Below are 18,274 nucleotides of genomic sequence, written 5' to 3'. Positions count from 1 at the left end.
ACAAATGTTTTAACTCATTTGTAAATATTTGTTTTCACACCTACCATGTGCACTCAGTGGTAATAGAAACATAGACTGACTAATAAACGTTGTTGCTGGCGGCCAGTTTTCGGTTTCAAAGCCCCACCAACGAGAAACCCCTGTAATAATTAATAGGGATTTTTGAACCTAAGCTTGATGACAAAAACTAAAAAAATAAAATCATGAATTTAAAGCAATTTGACTTAGACGGACTATCAACATTGTGGTTGGTATCACGAAGTAACATAGAATTTCGTGCAACAATTGAAAATGAACTGCAAATGCAAATTTCGAACAATAAAAATTTCTCAAGAGAATTTATTTTTAAAATAACTAAAATATTAAATCATGCATTAGGCGTTCACTTTATCCCATCTTCAGAAGCTCACAAACTATATGGTGCCTTTATTGTTATAGATATGCTTCTTAATGACGATGAATTAATAGAAATGACGAAAAATTATTCTTCAAATCCACCTAAAAACTCACATGGGCTCGTAAGAGCAACAGCTTCTAATGGACTAAGTGAAGAGCAATTGAAATTATTGGCTGAAACTGGTTTCAGTACTCAGGATATTCTTAGGACAGAAAATTATAAGTAAAAATTAATATAACAAATGACTTTACCAGTGAATAATTATTTATTTTACAGCAAGTCGGTAAAAAGCGTTAATGTAACAACCTTGCATACAGAAGCAGATGAAACGTAATTTAATTAATGAAATTACTGCTATTAGATCGCGTTCTGAGTTCTACTCTCGACATGACTATAGTAATCGTTTGAATGAAATTGAAAATGCATTCAATAAAAATTTAAACTATAATGGGGATTTAGATTCAGAGTTAATTAAGTATATCCCTATAGCAACAATAGCATGTTTTGAAGCCTTCTTCAGATCAGTTTATCAGGAATTAGTAGACTTCGGAACACCTTATAAAGAGAATGCTATAAAATTTAATCAGGCTAAAAATGTAAAATTTGATTTTGAGATAATAAACGCAATTCAAGATAAAACAGTAACAGTAGGCGAATTTATTTCACATATTTTACCATGTAACAATTTTGAAGATATCAATACCAACCTTTCTACTATTTCGGGACAAGACTTTCTGAAAAGTATCAAAGATTTTAGCACTCAAACCGTCCTTGATAGTGTTAATGAAGATTCTAATATATTCTTTAGGAATTATGACCAAGTAATAAAAGATATCAAAAGGACATTTGAGCTCAGGCATATATTCTGCCATGAATTTGCTACAAATATTAAAGTTGAAAAAGATGAAATTTTAAAGTGCTTTAATAGTTCAAAATTATTTCTTAATCAAACCAATGAGTTCATCTGGCATTTGCTTTATCCTAATTCACCTGTGACACAAACCGACTTGAACTTACAGGCGTCGGAGACATTTCAAAAGATCGAATCTGAATTTGAAGAGCTTTTAATTGTCATCAAACAAACTTCGAAAAATGAGGATTTTCAGACTTTTAATCCTGAACTTTTTGATGAGACGATTTCAGAATGGAAAAAATATAGGAAAGTTAAAGGTAATTCAGATTCTTCGGCGTACAAAGAAGGCTCGCTTCATTCGTTAATATATTTAGGCAGCTTGACAACGACGACGAAAGAAAAGATTGAGAGCTTAAAAACCGAATTCAACATTACTTTACGGAAAAATGCCAGCTACTAACATTCTCCACAATTTTTATCATTTTTCAAGTGACGACTTGGAAGAATTAAATAAGTTGTTAGTATTAATTCGTGCCAATAAAATCTTACAGTTTGTGGAACATTATGTAAAAATTGAGAACTATAAACAATGCCAAACGAAAGAACGTCAGCAGGTAATAGCTGCTAGCTAAAGAAACATTCTACTATGAACCCACTTCTATCTGTCAAAGCAACTAAATCTCAGTGGCAAAAATTTCTGTTTAAACTTATTTTGAATCTGCCTTTAAACTCTTTAAAAAATCAATTACTTTTTCGAGATTTTTACTATTAATCATTTTTTCCATCTCTGTTGAGTTGGTTGCACTGTTTGAAGGAGCTTCGGAATTCCTTTCGCTTCGCATCATTTCTTTAATAATAATTTCACTAATATTAACACTATCCGTCACTGCGAGAGAATATTCGATAGCTCCAATTTTGGTATCAATATTGGTTAACTCGTTTTGGTAATATTTTATATCATCCATGCCTCGCTTATATAATCTCAAAAAGAAATAAGCAAATACTTGCACGAATATTACCAAACAAATTCTTGGAAAAAAATAGTCAAGTAAGGTGTAAGTTAAGGATTGTTCAGGAGAGTTAAAAAGTATTACCGCAAAAAACAACATAGCTAGTAAGGTACTTCCAATGCCAATTAGTAAATTCAAGTTCGCCCTTCTTGCAGTGGAAATAATTTCAGTGTTTAATCTTTCAACAGATCTCCTAATAGTTTTTGATAACTCCAAATGCTTTCTCGATTCAATTTCTAATTTTGAATATTTCTCGTCAATTTTTGCTAAAATTTGGTTTTCTAAATTCTCTGTAAAATATTTTAAAATTTTACTTTCATCAATTTGATTTGATCCTTTTGTCAGAGAGTCGATTTTTTTCTTCAACTCATAATATAAACTACTAGGGCCAAAATCTGATGTTGCATGTTCAACTCTCCTATTAGATCTATTCAGGTAAGAAAGTATGAGAATCATTAGAGTTAGAAACAGTAGAATATAAACTAAAATTGGAAATTGTGAACTATCTGTTTGTATGTCACTACTTCTTGGAATGTAATCACGAAGAGACGTAAACGCAATAAAGGAAATTAATAAGGTGGATATTATAATGGTTATAGCAAGCGAAAAAATAACTACACCCCAAAGCGTAAGCCGTATCGATATCTTTTCACCAAATGTTACATCATTTAGGAGTACCAGCCGATATTTTTTGCTTAAAGTGCGAAACAATCTTTTAAACATAATTCATTAATTAAAGGGTAGCGATAATATAAAAGTAGCATATTTTTTGTAATCAAATTAATTACTAATTCTGGATATAATGCTTATGAACAACCTATGCCTGCATGCCGAAATTTGCTTCAATTATATAAAGTTGCTTCAATAACTTTAAATTTTCAGCCTTCCACCAGCCCGCGCTCAATTCCTTTATTTAAACATTCATTGCATCACATCAGCTTTTGCACCCTTCGAAGCTTAATTCCCCTTTCAAAAACCCCAAAATTAAATTACATTTAGGCTTCTAATTAATATATGACAACCCAACAGTACATCGATAATATCAATCAGCGTTATAAACTAGGCAATGCCACCGAACACACCTTTCGGGGCGACTTGCAGCAATTAATAGAAAGCCTGGTTCCCGACATTCGCGCAACAAACGAACCCAAACGCCAATCTTGCGGCGCACCGGATTACATTCTCACTAAAAAAGATATACCAGTTGGTTTTATCGAAGCGAAAGATATTGGAGACAAAGATCTAGAGGGCTCAAAAAAAACAGGCAACAAAGAACAATTCGATCGCTACAAAGGCTCACTCAACAACCTCATCTTTACCGATTACCTTGATTTTCATTTATACCGCGACGGACAATTCATTACAAAAATTGCAATTGCTGAGCTCACTGAGAAAGGGATAAAACCACTGCCTGATAATTTTGAAACCTTCACCAATCTTTTAAAAGATTTCTGCATTCATGTTGGCCAAACAATCAAGAGTCCAAAAAAACTCGCTGAAATGATGGCTGGCAAAGCAAGGTTATTATCCGAAGTAATTGAGAAAGCACTTACTAGCGACGAAACAAAACAAGAAGACAGTACCCTTAAAGATCAGATGAAAGCTTTTAAAGAAATTCTGATTCACGACATTACACCAAAAGGTTTTGCGGATGTATATGCTCAGACTATTGCCTATGGAATGTTTGCTGCCCGTTTACACGATCCTACTTTACCAACCTTTAGCAGACAAGAGGCTGCTGAGTTAATTCCTAAATCAAATCCTTTTCTACGTAAACTCTTTGGTTACATTGCTGGTCCTGATATTGACGACCGAATCAAATGGATTGTAGATAGCTTGGTAGAAATATTCTTGGCATGCAATGTGGAAGAAATTTTAAAGAACTACGGCAAAACAACAAAAATGGAAGATCCTATCATCCATTTTTACGAAACATTTCTAAGTGAATACGATCCTAGATTAAGAAAAGCAAGAGGCGTTTGGTACACCCCTGCACCAGTTGTGAATTTTATAGTTCGGGCAGTAGATGATATTTTAAAAACAGAATTTAATTTACCGAATGGACTTGCTGACAATAGTAAAACGAAAATAAAAACAAAAGTATTTACAAAAACAACTGCAGACAGAAGATCGGTAGCTAAGGAAGAAATTATAGAACAGGAAGTTCACAAAGTACAAATACTTGACCCTGCAACTGGTACTGGTACTTTTTTAGCTGAGGTGGTAAAACACGTTCACAAAAAGTTTGAATCCCAAAAAGGGATCTGGTCTAATTACGTGGAAACGCATTTATTGCCGCGTTTAAATGGTTTCGAATTATTAATGGCATCGTATGCCATGGCGCACCTTCAGTTAGATTTACTTTTGACCGAAACGGGATATAAGCCAACTAAAGAACAAAGGTTCAGAGTCTATCTCACAAATAGTCTGGAAGAACATCATCCAGATACAGGCACTCTCTTTGCAAATTGGTTAAGCGATGAAGCAAATGAAGCCAACCAAATCAAGCGTGATACTCCGGTAATGTGTGTAATTGGAAATCCTCCATATGCTGTAAGTAGTACAAATAAAAATGAATGGATTGAAAAGTTGATCTCCGACTACAAAAAGGATTTGGTTGAAAAAAGTTACAATTCACTTTCTGATGACTATGTGAAATTTATCAGATATGGACAGCATTTTATTGAAAAAAATGGAAGTGGTATTTTAGCATATATCTCAAACAATAGTTTTATTGATGGTATAGTTTTTCGCCAAATGAGAAAATATCTGTTGGAGTGCTTTGATACGATCTATATATTGGATTTGCATGGTGACGCAAAAAAACAAGAAGTCAGTCCTGATGGTTCAGCAGACCAAAATGTCTTTGACATAATGCAAGGTGTTTCAATAAACATCTTTGTAAAAACTGGGCGGAAAACTAAAAGTGAGTTAGGAAATATACTTCATATGGATTTACAGGGTAAGCGTGAATATAAGTATGACTTCCTAAATGGAAATACTTTGGCAAGTATAAATTGGAATAATTTAGAATATACTCCGCCAAACTATTTCTTTGTAAAAAAAGATTTTAAAGGTAATGCAGAATACAAATTAGGTTTTAAAATTGACCAAATTCTTCCCAAGTATAACAATGGAATTGAAACAGGAAAGGACACCTTCTTTTACAATAGCTCAAAAGAAAACCTAATAAAAAATTTGAAAACCGCCTTTGAAAATAAGGATTCTACGATAAAGCAGTTCGAGATTACTAATACAGTCAGTTTTAAATTCTTAGATAAATTTAAAGCAGCGGAATTTAGCCAAAACAAACTCACTCTTGTTTCATATCGTCCTTTTGATACGGTTACTAGCTACTACGACACCAAACTTCAAAGACGCCCTGCGTTTGAAACAATGCGAAATATGTTAGAACACAACATAGGTCTACTTGTTCCAAGGCAAGTGTCGGATAATTTCAAGCATGTTTTCATTTCAAAACACCCTACAGATTGTAACTTAACTAGCACAGCTAAAAAATTTGGCAGTGCACCAATATTTCCATTATACGTATACCCAGATACCAAAGGTCAACAAACAATTGGCCAAACATCGGAAAGAACACCAAATCTAAATTCAGAAATTGTACATCAAATCGCAGAGAAATTAAGTTTAACTTTTACAAACGAAAAAGAAAAAACCAAAAATACTTTTGCGCCTATTGACATTTTAGACTACATCTACGCCATTTTACATTCTCCAACGTATCGCGAGAAATACAAAGAGTTTTTAAAAATCGATTTTCCAAGAGTACCTTATCCAAAAGACAAAGATACCTTTTGGCAGCTCGTTAAATTGGGAGGCGAAATACGCCAAATACATTTATTAGAAAGTCCAACGGTTGAAAAGTACATCACAAAATATCCAGTAGATGGTGATAACATAGTTATCAAACCAAAATACCAGGATGCCAACGTTTACATAAATGCCACTCAATATTTTGCAAACGTACCTCAAGTCGCATGGGAGTTTTACATTGGCGGCTATCAACCCGCACAAAAATGGCTCAAAGACCGTAAAGACCGCAAACTCGAATTTGAAGACATCCTGCACTACCAAAAAATAATTGTCGCTCTTTCTGAAACAGATACATTAATGAAAGAAATAGATAAGATTGAGATCGCATAAAAGAAATGAAACTCGAAATTAAAAAGTTAAGCTTCATGTTTTTGTTGTTTGTTTCATTCAACAAGAAGGCACACGCAGAATTTTCTTCGCAAAGTAATCCTGACTACTCCAAAATTGTTACTGAATGGAATAATGCACACAATAATCATGAAATTGATAACCTCAAAAATCTATTTGCAGACAGAGTTTATTTTTATACCGAAATCTGTTCAAAATTTCGGTGTATCATCAAGAAAAAAAACTGGCTAAGAAACAAGAAATCATTCCAACAGGAAATTATTTCACCAATTACAGCCTTTGATTTTGGTAACCAATTTATCAAATGCGAATTCTCAAAAAAAGTGCTTGCAAACGGAAAAAAGTCGGTTTATCCTTCCTATTTAGTTCTGAAAAAAATAAACGGCGCTCTAAAAATAGTGAGTGAAGGGGATTATATTACAGATGCAAACCTCAAAAAAATTCTTACTGCTGATATATTGGCTAACGCCCTTGAATACCCAAGGGTCATTTCCAAGGGAAGCATTCATAAAGAAACACAGTCATTTTGGCTATGGTATTTATTAGCTCTTATAAGCCTTATTGCAATTACTGTTGTAATCTACTTCAAGCATAAAAAAAATTCTATTGCTCCCGATACCGAAATTCAAGTAGATTCAAACAAAAAAGCCAATAATTCTACGTATAGAAATTCAAAAATCCATAGTAATTCCGAACAGAAAACTATAAACGAAGCAAAAGGCTCGCAATTTGAAAATTTTATAGTAGAAAAATTCAACGCTAAATATTTCTCTATGCTCCATTGGCAGAGCGACAAGTTTCATAATGGAGTATATCCCCGTTCCAATATGGATCCCGATTTAATTTATGAATTCACCTACAATAATTATTCATGTAGGATAGCCATTGAGTGTAAATTCCGATCTGCAGCGAGTAATAACATGGTTGATATTCTAAAACCCGAACAACTTCAGCGCTACCAAAATTTTTCACATCAAAATGAAATCGACGTTTACATTGCCTTAGGACTTGGTGGCCATCCATCAAATCCCGAAGAATTATACCTAATTCCTTTGAATGAATTGCAATACCCTTCCCTTTACTTAAATAAACTACGCCCTTTCTATAAACCAACTTCACAATTATTTTTTTACAACACAAATATCCATAAGCTTACTTAAAAGATTTATAACCAAAAATTAATTCGCATGCTTACGGAATATTTTCAGAATGAAAACATGAATACTAGATCAGATGTTGTTTAATTGAGTAAAATATAGAGTATTTGGTGCCTTGTTTTTATTTGTCCAATAGAACTATTGTAAGCTCCCCCAAATTGGTCTACTCGAAAGTGGATTTTTTTGTTTAAAAGTGGTTACCCTAGTACAATTCTGCTTGGTACTCACTTTATTTTAAAATCGCGACTTGACTTCTTCAAAAACCTGCAAGTAGTAGGAAGGGAAAGTCATCAACAATTCTTCATAGTCGCTATTTTCGTACAATGCGTCTATGATCCTCCTTCGAGTTCGTTTCAGGTTTTTATCAACATCCGCCATCTTCTGGCAGATCACTCTGTCAGCAAATCCTAGTTCAAAAAAAGTATTCGAAAGCTCAGACTTAACTCCATACTTAAACCGTTTTTGAAACCGATTCAGATTTCTGACTAACAACTGAATATCAGCGGTAGGGTAATTAACTTCAACAACTTCGCGCACTGCACCAACCAATAACATGGCTTCAAATCCAAACGCTCCATCACAAATTTCGATCACTTTGTCAATACTAATCTTGCGACGTTGAGATCCAGCGACGACATACGTTTTTAACTCTTGCTGTTTTTTTTGTATAGTGTTATAAGTAAAACCATTTAGCCAATCAGTTGCTAAAATTAGAACATTGGCCTTAGGTTCAGTTTTACGAAAAGTGGAATGTGACAATTGGGATTGTAAAAGAGGCCAGCAGGCTGACAACATTTCTGTTGAAGTATTGGCTAGTAAAAGACTAGTAATGTTTTCAACTACCCACCTCTCTATGTACTGCATATCTCGCACACCATAAAGAGCTTTGCCATACCTTTGACGCTTAATGGCACTTGGAAATGATCGATCAACATTTTTGGCTATCTCTTTAAACAGTTTTACAATTTGTTGCTTAACTTGTTCATTCGAACTGTGATAAGCTAATGTGTTAGTGGCAAGGTCTTCAATTTCCTTTTCTTCTAAGACCGAATTGTTCTTAGAGTTTGCCATTAAATAACTTTCGATGACTGCAACAGTTTGTAGCCGGCTTTCAAGCTGAGGACTAAGACTGGCAAGCGAGAACCCTTGCCGAACGTATCTCTGTGCTATTATAATAGCAATCTCACGGATGCTTCCCCGGCTACTAGTATATTGCTCGATGTACTCTAACGGGGCAATTGTTATCACATATTGGGTGTCATCACTTTTAAAAGGTGCGAAAATCGCTAAAATACTACTTATGCAAGGTTTAGAATTTTCTGGATTAAGGAGCCGTTTTACACCAAGCCATTTGTAGTTCTGGAAAGAATGTGATTTCTTGTCATAAATCTCAGGGTCGGCAAAAATAATGCTACCCTCTGTGTGAATACCTGAGCGACCCGCTCTGCCAATGAGATTATGGAAGTCTCTGGTACCTATTGGCTCCAGCCCTTGGTATACGCTTGTTATTAGCAAATATTTTATTGGCAAGTTTACACCTTGCGCAAGAGTTGATGTACAAATCACAAACTTGATTAGGCCTTTTTGCATTGCGAACTCTATAGCAAGTCGCAAACCTTGTGGGGTATTACCACTGTGAGCATAGATGCCCAATTCAGAGCATTTGCGGGCGACCGAGTCTTCGCCCAAATGCTGTTCGATCAAATAACTTAATTTCGTAATTTCGTCTTTATCACTAGTTGTAACTGGATACTCTATATCGAAATTCCTATTTGAGATGTTTGAGACTATTTCACAAATAGCTGTCACGCTTGCCTTTGTCCCACAAAAAATTGCGACGCCACCATTTCTCACTAATTTTATTCCAAGATATAGCGCTATTTCTTTCCCATTTGATTTTGTAGGGAAAACTCTAGGTTTTGTCTCTCGTCCAAGTTTTTCTAATGAGAATTGTTCCAATACTCTAGGAACGTAATACTCTAACTGTTCAGGATCGAAAAGATTTACGAAATCCAGCCTTCCACGGTTGTCTTTCCAGGTAGTGAATGCCACGGTACGATAGGTCGGATGCAGATGCGCTCCAGCTACTACTTTGCAATCAGCTGCAAGCCACTTTGCTATATCTTGTGCATTGGTTATTACCGCAGAAATTAATATCGTCTGCACTTCTCCCGAAATAATCCTTTTTAATGTCGATAATAGAAGCTCGTATGTAATACCGCGATGACCGGTATCGAATTGGTGGCCTTCATCGTAGATCAATAATCCAACGGAGCTGGCTAATTCTGGTGAATGCCTAAGCATATAAATCAATTTTTCTGGTGTAACAACGAGGATTAATTTGTTCGTTTGAGTATCGAAGGTGTCTTCGAAATCAACTTGAAATGTGTCCGATGGAGAATCGACGTCAACATCTTCACCTGAAAATGCTTCGACTAAATTAAATCGTATTTCTGCACATAGAGCTCTAAAAGGGGCAACAACTATTGCGACTTCCGACCTGCCAGACAAAAAACTGCTTCGTATGATAATTTCGATTGACTTAGTCTTTCCCGCGCTTGTTGGCATTTGTACCACAGCAGACTTACCCTCAAATACTCCACGCTCACCTAACAGAATCTGGGCGGGCCAGAATTCTTGAATGAAGTTTCCCTTAGTGATAATGTCACGCCATGCACTTATTTTAATACCAGTAAATGATTGTAAACTTTGCCAACTGGACCTTTCCAGCTTTTTCGAAACAATTGCTGAAACTAGATCGCCTATAAGTAGCTGTCGAGGACTACCCTCGTTGTAAGATAGAGTTCTAATTTGCTCGGTAATTTTTGTCACCCTTTTAGAATTTATGCCTCGATCATAAAATATCTGCAAGTTGCGAAGTAATGAGCGGGAAAGGTTGTTAAGTTCTGACGTTTTGTCTAAATATTGATCACTATTTGTCAAAAGGGAAAATAATAGGACTTCCAGACCATCGCAACCAAAATTAGGACAGGTATTACCAATTCTCTTTGCAAGTACTCTTGCACTACCAGGAAAATCACAAAGGTAATAGGTTGCTGCGCCAAGTAGTAGCAGATATGGATCGATATCTTGACCAAGTTTAGCCTCGATAAAAGAGTCAAAAAACTGTGCGGAGAACAAAAGGTTGCTCTCGTCGTCTTTAAAGTCTTTGTTAGATGGCAGGGTGTTTCTTCTACTTGCAAAGTCACCTAACATCCCTACGGTAACGGAAAATAACTTTTCCGGACTAGCTCTCATTGCTATATGGTGCTCTAGCGGGATATTATACTCGTACATTTTTGCTCTCGAACGAGTTATTCCTAAGAGTTCGGTTGACCTTTCACTAGGCTTCATTTGCGGCGTATTGATATAGTTTGTGGACAAAAGACATAAAGTCGGCACCCTTAATTACAAGTAAACTCAAACCTTTACGGTGAGGATGTTTACTCACAAGGGATTTTTTGATTTCGGTCGCATCGTATACGGTCTCACAGAACAAAGCTGCTGCGCCGTACCGCTCTGTATATGGTTTCGTAGCTGGGTCCTGAAATCGTTCTACTTTTAATGCTGCTAAGGTTTCTTTCTGATCAATTAACCTCTGCTTGAGTGCATTAAGCGACTCCGCTTTTCGAAGCTCATCTTTTATGGAGTCGTCAATAGCGTCTTGAAGGCGTGGCTTTGCTTTAGCGCCGGAAAATTGAGCTTTTGATTCGAAAATCGTTAGTATGTCCTTAACCGACTCCTTACTATCCAAAATCTTAAAACCCACTACATCGCTTCCTTTCGTCGACTCATCCTGTACAATTTTTCTGCTATATCTAATCCTTGGCACCCAATGATCCAAAACAAATTCCAAATAATCGGCTACTAATATTTCGGCAAAGTCTCCAGACCTTATTCCCGGACCAAACCCATCATTTGAAGGAAATTTAAATTTTTCCAAATATTCTGCCCTACTTAAGGAAGTGCCACTTCGCAGCTGATCAATTTCGCTGTCAGAACAATAATGATTTCTAAAGTGCTTTGCCCACTCTGAGAATATTTTGGCTGGGATTTTTGCTGTATCTAGTTCGAATATTTCAACACTGATCCCTTCATCAGTGACAACTGCCCCTATGTTTTTTAGATGTGATATGTGAGACTTTGACCAGGTCATAGTAGTATACGCAGCAATAATTTTTTAGCAACCTAAGTGTAGAATTTCTCTTATACCCTCAGTTGTTTTGTTCATATATATTATTAAATATAATCTTAGGATAGTATTCTGCAATAAAGTCCTCTGGAACGTTATTTAAATCTATTACTTCATTGTACATTTTTATAACACAGTCTTTCCAAATTAGGATAACGTTTAGCCTTATACTCTAAAGATTTTGAATTTAAATTTAGCGATATAAATCAAACTAACACAATGCAGGGCGACTAATGCTCCAACATGGTTGGTTAGTCAGAGAGTGTTTTGCAGATAGCTACCTCAATCCCGCGGTAACCCGTTCGGTCTCTGCTATTACATCTGCCAAATTCGCCTGCTCACTTCTCTTTATATCATACAAACTGCGCTAGTGGCCTTGCTGCCAAATTTATTTGTCACGGTTTTTGTCATCCATAAGACTCAAAAAATTAAAACAGATCTCTAAATTAAGTACAATTCTTCTCGGTCGCTTAGCTAAGTTGTTTTTGCAATTTCTATTTTCACTTGATTCTATTTTTCGCTGTGCTTTCTCGAATTGTCATAAAATGATGAGGTCTGAAATTTGCGCCTTCGTTAAATTTAATCTTAACATTCTCTTCACCCCAAATCTCTTTTCCAACTTTTTTGGGATGCGCGAGGTAATAGCTGTTCCTTTTTTTAAAATAGCGATTTATTGCAGTTACACATTCCTGCCGTGATTGATAATCACTGTGATGAATGATTGCTTTGCACATGCCGCTAAATACCGATTCAATAACATTCAGAAAGGGTGCCCGAGCCGGTAAAGGTACTAATCCAATTTTAGGAAAATCGTTTTTAGAATTTATTTTACTTATTTCTGCGTGTAATTTTTTTGAAGAATGCCACGATGCCGCATCCCAACTTAAATATAACTTTTTCATATTGCTGTACTTTTCCCTAAGAATATGGATAAGCTTGATCATCTCGTCTGTATTCTTAATCTTAGAGTAAAAATGCGTAACTTGGTTACTGCGGAGCTCAATTGCCGCAGTCATAATTATAATACCGCTTGGTTTTTGTCTTTTTTTATAAGTTTTCCTTGCACTTCTTTGGGTCCAGCTTCTACCACCTTGATTTCTTATTATTAGAGGACCGTACTCATCTATTGAAAAGAAGGCTTCATTATTTTTTAGATTTGACAATGTTCGTTTTAACACAGATAGTTTTTGCTTGTATTCCGGGTCGTTACTTGTCAAAACAACCTTCGCACGTCTATACCTAAATCCGGCGTTTTTAATTATTTTTATAATGGTACCCTTACCAATTTGTATTCCTTTGTTTAAGAGCGTAGTGTGTATGTCATTCAATCGCCAAGTTGTTCGGTTAATATTATACCGACTAGGTGGTTCATGCAAAAGTTTAAAAACACGGTCTTTGTAAAAATCATTATCGCTTTTAAAATTTGGGTGAACGTAGTCAACAAGTGTGCCATTTAGTTGTTTCTTTTTCCACGTAAGATAGGTATTGGAAGTAATCCCAAGGATTTTTGCTGACACACGCTTAGGTAAAGGACTTCTTTCTATACGTTCAATGAACAAAATCTTTTCTTCTGATGAATAAGATTTCTTTTTAGGCCACTTCAGACAAAGATCAAGGCATCTTTTCAATAATAAATTTTCTGCTTGTAATTTTTGAGTAACTGTTAGCTGCTCAGATAAGACTTTAGTTCGATACCATCTTAAAAATGTAACGTTTGAATTAAGATAATCATTTCCAAGATGAATTTTTGCACCTTCGATAAAAGCAAGCTGCCAGTTATGATAAGTACGTCTCGATATATTATATTTTGCACATAGAGCATCAAGATTACCATGCCTAAGCCCTCTTAGCACAATTCTTATCCTTTGATCGGTATTAATCGTAGAGCTATGCATGCAAAGATTTAATACGTTTATAGTGTGGCCTGCTTCTAGCGGTAAAATTTCGTTCAACGCAATTGTTAGTTGCCTTAAAAACAGGTAAAGTTTGTTCATTACCCCATATTTTCTTGCCAGCCTTTTTTGGATTTTTTTTGTAGTAAATATTTCTTTCTTCCACATGACGGATCATAGCTTTAATGCAAAGCTCTCGTGTAGCATAATTACTGTTTTGTATAACGGCACGATACATGCCTCCAAAAACAGATTCAATCACATTCAAAAATTGTGCACCTGCAGGTAACTCTACCCTCACCAATCTTGGTCCTGAAGGTTCACAATTTAGCGTGTCAATTTGTTTTAGTAGTACTTTTGAAGAATGATATTTGGCATGATCCCACATTAAATAGATTTGTTTATAATTTCGGTATTTGGTTCTCAAAGCATTAACTAGAGATAGGGTTAAGGATGTTTCGGGTTTCCATCCAAAAACACAACTCATTTGATTTGTTGATAGTTCAAGTGCCCCCATAAGGGTAACACAACCTTTACTCTTCTGAATTTGTTGAACAATTCTATTTTCACTTTTAAGACTTAATTTCATACCGTTTATGTCTTTGACAGCAAAAGGGCCAAATTCATCAATTGAAAAAAACAACTCATCTGGTTTAAGTTTTTTTAAAATACCTTGAATATTTTTGAGCTTTTCGTCGTACAACAAATCACGGCTTGTAAGCACACGCATTGCTAGCCGACTTTTATAACCAGCATTCTTCAATATTTTAGCGATGTAGGTCTCGCTAATGATAATACCACTTTTCTTTAAGCAATCTCTAAGCTCTATCAGGTTCCAAGAAGTTCTATTTATACCGTGACTGCTCGGAGGTGAATGTAGAAGTTTAAATACGGCATCGATGTAAACTTTTTGCTCATATTTTCGATATACCTTTTTTGCTTTCTTTACCTTTTTGATTTCTTTAATCTCCCTACACCAAAGTGCATAGCTACTTTTTGACACGTCAAGAATTCTTTCTGCTATTGCCTGAGAATATGGAAATTTTTTGATAGCTTCTATTAACGATATTTTTTGAGAATCCGAATATCTTCGCCATCCTTTTATCGGCTTAAGGAGAGCAATATGAGACTTTAATCTATCATTTTCCGCGGCAAGTTTTTTATTTCTAATGATATGATACTTTACAAGATCTTTTCGAAACGCTTTTAGCAAAGCATGGTTAGAAGTAGCATAACTTGCATCAAAATGAATCTTTGCACCTGCGATCATTTCACGCAGCCAGTTATAATAAAACATACCAGGAATCCCCCAGGCTTTTGATGTTCCGGAAATACCTTTAGGTTTTAAACATTGAAAAACAAATTGAACTCTTGTTTCCGGGCTGTATTTACTTTGACAGGATTTTTTTGATCCAGGTCTAAGTTTTGAAGAATTATTTGTACCCATGGCTGGGTTTTTTTTGATACAAATAAATGTAATCAAATTGCGAGCAACTAACAACCCTTTTAACTTTTACAAAACCCCACGTTCTCTATACGCTAGTTAACTCGCAATTTTTCACTTCTTTATAAAATTTCCTGAGCGCTGATAGATCCTTCAATGGATAGTCAATTCCAAGGTTAGAATAATAATAATTCCCATCCTTAAATACAATATCAAAATTATCTCTCGTCAATACTTCTTTTTTAGCATCCGTTTTCATCTCATTTTCGCTGAAGCCATACTCATGCAAAATATCCTTGCTTAATAATTTCATCTCAATTGTTTCCATAGCTAAATAACGAATAATTCGTCTTTTCGTTACCAAGTTTTGAGAAATTTATGCGTTTATAATCAAGGGTTTATATTTATCCCTCACTCATAGAAATATTGTTTATATTTATGTACCTGACAACAAATGCTTTTAACCCTTGGTAAACGTTTTTTTTCGCACCAAGCCACTAGTTGGTGGCAATTAAAACTAGACATCATAAAATGAAATTTCAATTGTTTAATAAAGATTTGAAGGAGAAATTTTTCTGGCCTCTATTGATTGGAGTGATAACATTCTCTATCACAACTGCCTATTCAGTTTTTTCTGAAAAAAAGAACAAGCAACTTCAATTGCGAGAAAAGAAACTAACTCTTATAGCAGACTTAGCAGAGTCATACGAGACCTACCATTATTATTCTGGATTCCGAGGAATGATGGATTTGGAGCAGATGGAATATGTAAAATATTTTGCTGAAATAAAGGGTGATCATATTCAACAGGTAGAGTTGTCTATCAAACAAAGAATACTTTTAGCTGACACCTTGCGAAAGATGTATTCATTGCCTTATGAAAAAATGATGGAGGGAGATGTCAAATCCTCAGTATTATTCAAAAATATTCATTTATCGCAACTACTTTTTACCGACTCGGTGAAGGTAGGCTTAAATAATTTGTTGAGTTATGTTCCGATTGACAATAAAATAAATGAATATGTTGCCAATAGAATGCAGTCTGACTCAACCAAGTTAAGCGAAAAAGAAAAAAATAAAATATTGCAGGACATTCAAAGTGAGACAAGCACCATCTTTTCAAAAGTATTAAATGACATGGTGGCCGAAATAAAATAACTGCCACCAACAGCGCATAGAACTTATGCCGCGCATCTTTTTTCTTTAACATCTCGTTGGACATTCGTACATTTATAACATTGCGGACAGTGGCACAACTTCTATGCGCAAAACGATATTGGAAACCCAATTTGTGCTAGTGCCAACAAATGGTAATAATCTATCCATACTATTTGAACTTGTAGCAAACGGTCTTATATTCTGCCGATATGCATTTAGTTCAAGTTCTTATCCGAATATCAAATTAATTTTTTGGGCGTTACCCATAAAGTAGAAAGTACCTATCTATTTATCTGCTTTACTTTCTACTTCATGGGTCAGGCTCTGCGCTATTATCTTTTTGTGCTTGCTTATTTTAGGAAGCACAAAAAGGATAGCCGCTGCGATCCTTAACGCAGCACTCCGTTCAGTCTCTGCTCTTACATCTGGCAAATTCGGCTGCGCAGTTCCCGTTCTCATCTTGCAAACTGCGCTAGTGGCGTTGCTGTCAAATTTATTTGTCACGGTTTTTGCCAATCCCACAATTAGCCAATTGCAAATTTAACCGCATTTAGCCAGCAGAAGCCTTTGCAAAAGGTGAAATGCTTGGCTTAATGCGGGTAATCCCGATGTAGTGTTTGTTAGGATTTATTTTAAATGGAATTTTGGAAATCCTTACAAACACTTATATCGCAGTCAGTTGATTTTTCAACTGAATGTTTAGGATTAAAAATTTGCAAATCGCTAAACCACCCACACCAAAAACACGCGCCAAATAAATTCGGCAGAAGCTAAGTAACATAATACAAATTATAGTCCTTTTTGCTATCGCGTATGCGGAGCATGCTAACCCTAAAAATTACCATAATTGGTATTATATTAAATAGCCAACGCCACAACAGCAAAAAGGCTGTTCATCCAAACATTTAGTTAAGCCTTTTTGCTGAGCCGAAATTCAGTGCACTTACATTTGTCATAGCCCTTGTCCTCGGAAGCGGTATTTTTTATATCAGTATAGCTCTATAAAACTTTCAATCGAAAATAATTGAAAATTTTATACAGCTATTCTGTTTGCTTAATGCTGCAAGATATACAGCAAAGCTGTAAACCTTGCAATGTGTGCGGCACTCCCTCCGGTCAAACATAGCCGCAGCCACAGGCGTATGGTATAAATGTTTATTATTGAAAGTAGAAAATAAAAAAGGCTTAGGTACTAAATTACCTGAGCCTTTTTCATTAGGGTTAAACAATTGGTTACGCTAAAAGTATCAATTAAAATCAAAGTACAAATAGTTTAAATGTTGAGTATTATCCACAAAATCAATCATTCTGTTGAAAATATACAACATTTGGTTTTTTTGAGTATTTCTAAAACATTGGCAAAGCCTCCCTCTAGTGGAATTATTTTCATAGCATTTATCATCTACAATAAAAAAAAGAGTCGCAAAGGTAAGGTTGCCGCCTGGCGGATTGGCAAGGTCAGGCTCTGTTTTGCAAAAAAAATCTCCACACTGCTTGCGGCTTAGTATAAGGTATTTATTTTTTATTTAGCCGCAATCAGGTAGTATTTTTTTTGCAAAAACCTTGACCAACCGCCGTCGTCAACCTACAATAAATGCTTTCTTTTTTAATTTTTTTGCCGGGTTTTTAGCTCGGTTTTTTTGTGTTTTTTCTTTTGTTTTCAATTAGGGTTTTAGGCTCGGTTTGCATCAAAGGCAACACATTCAAAAGTTAAAAAGGTTAGCAAGTAATCTTTTAAAACAATATAATATGTCAAATCAAAGTAAAAATCCCAACAAACAAAAACAATTAAAAGTGTCTTCAAGGCATCAACAAAGGCAACTAAACTATATTTCTGTTCCTGAAATACGCCTTTCGGGTAAGTGGTTAAAACAGTTAGGTTTTCTATCTGGTCAGTCCGTTACCATTATACACAAGCAAAATAAAATTCTCATCGTGGCTAACCCAAAAAACACATCCTATGTTAAAAACTAAAATCAAATGTCA

13 protein-coding genes are annotated in these 18,274 nt (G+C 35.3%); 7 read left to right on the top strand and 6 right to left on the bottom strand.

Annotation, left to right across the window (positions count from 1 at the left end; all coding sequences use genetic code 11):
* The first annotated feature begins 203 nt into the window (after positions 1-203).
* Entirely contained in the window at positions 204-623 is a 420-nt protein-coding gene (locus tag P2086_RS16015; protein ID WP_317897764.1) for a hypothetical protein, read from the top strand.
* A 97-nt stretch (positions 624-720) separates the two neighbouring features.
* A complete protein-coding gene (locus P2086_RS16010) occupies positions 721-1,710 on the top strand; it encodes a hypothetical protein (RefSeq protein ID WP_317897763.1) in 990 nt (329 codons plus the stop codon).
* 247 nt (positions 1,711-1,957) lie between these two features.
* Here P2086_RS16010 and P2086_RS16005 read toward each other — a convergent pair whose 3' ends face one another.
* Entirely contained in the window at positions 1,958-2,983 is a 1,026-nt protein-coding gene (locus P2086_RS16005; RefSeq protein WP_317897762.1) for a hypothetical protein, read from the bottom strand.
* A 291-nt stretch (positions 2,984-3,274) separates the two neighbouring features.
* Between P2086_RS16005 and P2086_RS16000 the strand changes: the two genes are divergently transcribed.
* Complete coding sequence (locus P2086_RS16000) at positions 3,275-6,427, top strand: type ISP restriction/modification enzyme (RefSeq protein ID WP_317897761.1); 3,153 nt, start codon at positions 3,275-3,277, stop codon at positions 6,425-6,427.
* 5 nt (positions 6,428-6,432) lie between these two features.
* On the top strand, positions 6,433-7,605 hold the full coding sequence (locus P2086_RS15995; RefSeq protein ID WP_317897760.1) for a hypothetical protein: 1,173 nt from the start codon (positions 6,433-6,435) through the stop codon (positions 7,603-7,605).
* A 231-nt stretch (positions 7,606-7,836) separates the two neighbouring features.
* On the opposite strand, the gene P2086_RS15990 is transcribed toward P2086_RS15995, so the two are convergent.
* The 5 genes from P2086_RS15990 to P2086_RS15970 all read right to left on the bottom strand — a co-directional run bounded on the left by P2086_RS15990 (position 7,837) and on the right by P2086_RS15970 (position 15,458).
* Positions 7,837-10,956, bottom strand: coding sequence for a DEAD/DEAH box helicase (locus P2086_RS15990; RefSeq protein WP_317897759.1), 3,120 nt, complete (start codon positions 10,954-10,956; stop codon positions 7,837-7,839).
* Positions 10,946-11,758 carry a Hachiman antiphage defense system protein HamA gene (locus tag P2086_RS15985; protein ID WP_317897758.1) on the bottom strand — a complete coding sequence of 271 codons (813 nt, stop codon included), beginning with the start codon at positions 11,756-11,758 and terminating at the stop codon, positions 10,946-10,948. Before P2086_RS15985 ends, P2086_RS15990 begins: the two co-directional genes overlap by 11 nt.
* 536 nt (positions 11,759-12,294) lie before the next feature.
* Positions 12,295-13,788, bottom strand: coding sequence for an IS630 family transposase (locus P2086_RS15980; protein WP_317897757.1), 1,494 nt, complete (start codon positions 13,786-13,788; stop codon positions 12,295-12,297).
* Positions 13,682-15,133, bottom strand: coding sequence for a transposase (locus P2086_RS15975; protein ID WP_317897756.1), 1,452 nt, complete (start codon positions 15,131-15,133; stop codon positions 13,682-13,684). Before P2086_RS15975 ends, P2086_RS15980 begins: the two co-directional genes overlap by 107 nt.
* A gap of 85 nt (positions 15,134-15,218) precedes the next feature.
* Positions 15,219-15,458, bottom strand: a complete 240-nt coding sequence (locus P2086_RS15970; RefSeq protein ID WP_317897755.1) for a hypothetical protein — start codon at positions 15,456-15,458, stop codon at positions 15,219-15,221.
* A gap of 203 nt (positions 15,459-15,661) precedes the next feature.
* Between P2086_RS15970 and P2086_RS15965 the strand changes: the two genes are divergently transcribed.
* From P2086_RS15965 to P2086_RS15955, 3 genes are all read left to right on the top strand, one after another.
* Positions 15,662-16,288, top strand: a complete 627-nt coding sequence (locus P2086_RS15965) for a hypothetical protein (RefSeq protein WP_317897754.1) — start codon at positions 15,662-15,664, stop codon at positions 16,286-16,288.
* 1,277 nt (positions 16,289-17,565) lie between these two features.
* Positions 17,566-17,793 (top strand): hypothetical protein, encoded by a 228-nt coding sequence (locus P2086_RS15960; protein WP_317897753.1) that lies wholly within the window; start codon positions 17,566-17,568, stop codon positions 17,791-17,793.
* 244 nt (positions 17,794-18,037) lie between these two features.
* Complete coding sequence (locus P2086_RS15955; protein ID WP_317897752.1) at positions 18,038-18,262, top strand: SymE family type I addiction module toxin; 225 nt, start codon at positions 18,038-18,040, stop codon at positions 18,260-18,262.
* Positions 18,263-18,274: the final 12 nt, after the last annotated feature.

Source organism: Aurantibacillus circumpalustris (assembly GCF_029625215.1).
Lineage (GTDB): Bacteria > Bacteroidota > Bacteroidia > B-17B0 > Aurantibacillaceae > Aurantibacillus > Aurantibacillus circumpalustris.
Note: the sequence above shows the minus strand (reverse complement) of the source record. Positions and strands in the feature narration are given on the sequence as shown.

Bases quoted from the DNA above. Each gene is read 5' to 3' on its own strand.
- P2086_RS15970 (WP_317897755.1), bottom strand. From the start codon at position 15,458: ATGGAAACAATTGAGATGAAATTATTAAGCAAGGATATTTTGCATGAG.
- P2086_RS15980 (WP_317897757.1), bottom strand. From the start codon at position 13,788: ATGAACAAACTTTACCTGTTTTTAAGGCAACTAACAATTGCGTTGAAC.
- P2086_RS16000 (WP_317897761.1), top strand. From the start codon at position 3,275: ATGACAACCCAACAGTACATCGATAATATCAATCAGCGTTATAAACTA.
- P2086_RS16005 (WP_317897762.1), bottom strand. From the start codon at position 2,983: ATGTTTAAAAGATTGTTTCGCACTTTAAGCAAAAAATATCGGCTGGTA.
- P2086_RS15975 (WP_317897756.1), bottom strand. From the start codon at position 15,133: ATGGGTACAAATAATTCTTCAAAACTTAGACCTGGATCAAAAAAATCC.
- P2086_RS15960 (WP_317897753.1), top strand. From the start codon at position 17,566: ATGTTGAGTATTATCCACAAAATCAATCATTCTGTTGAAAATATACAA.
- P2086_RS15995 (WP_317897760.1), top strand. From the start codon at position 6,433: ATGAAACTCGAAATTAAAAAGTTAAGCTTCATGTTTTTGTTGTTTGTT.
- P2086_RS15965 (WP_317897754.1), top strand. From the start codon at position 15,662: ATGAAATTTCAATTGTTTAATAAAGATTTGAAGGAGAAATTTTTCTGG.
- P2086_RS15985 (WP_317897758.1), bottom strand. From the start codon at position 11,758: ATGACCTGGTCAAAGTCTCACATATCACATCTAAAAAACATAGGGGCA.
- P2086_RS15990 (WP_317897759.1), bottom strand. From the start codon at position 10,956: ATGAAGCCTAGTGAAAGGTCAACCGAACTCTTAGGAATAACTCGTTCG.
- P2086_RS16015 (WP_317897764.1), top strand. From the start codon at position 204: ATGAATTTAAAGCAATTTGACTTAGACGGACTATCAACATTGTGGTTG.
- P2086_RS15955 (WP_317897752.1), top strand. From the start codon at position 18,038: ATGTCAAATCAAAGTAAAAATCCCAACAAACAAAAACAATTAAAAGTG.
- P2086_RS16010 (WP_317897763.1), top strand. From the start codon at position 721: ATGAAACGTAATTTAATTAATGAAATTACTGCTATTAGATCGCGTTCT.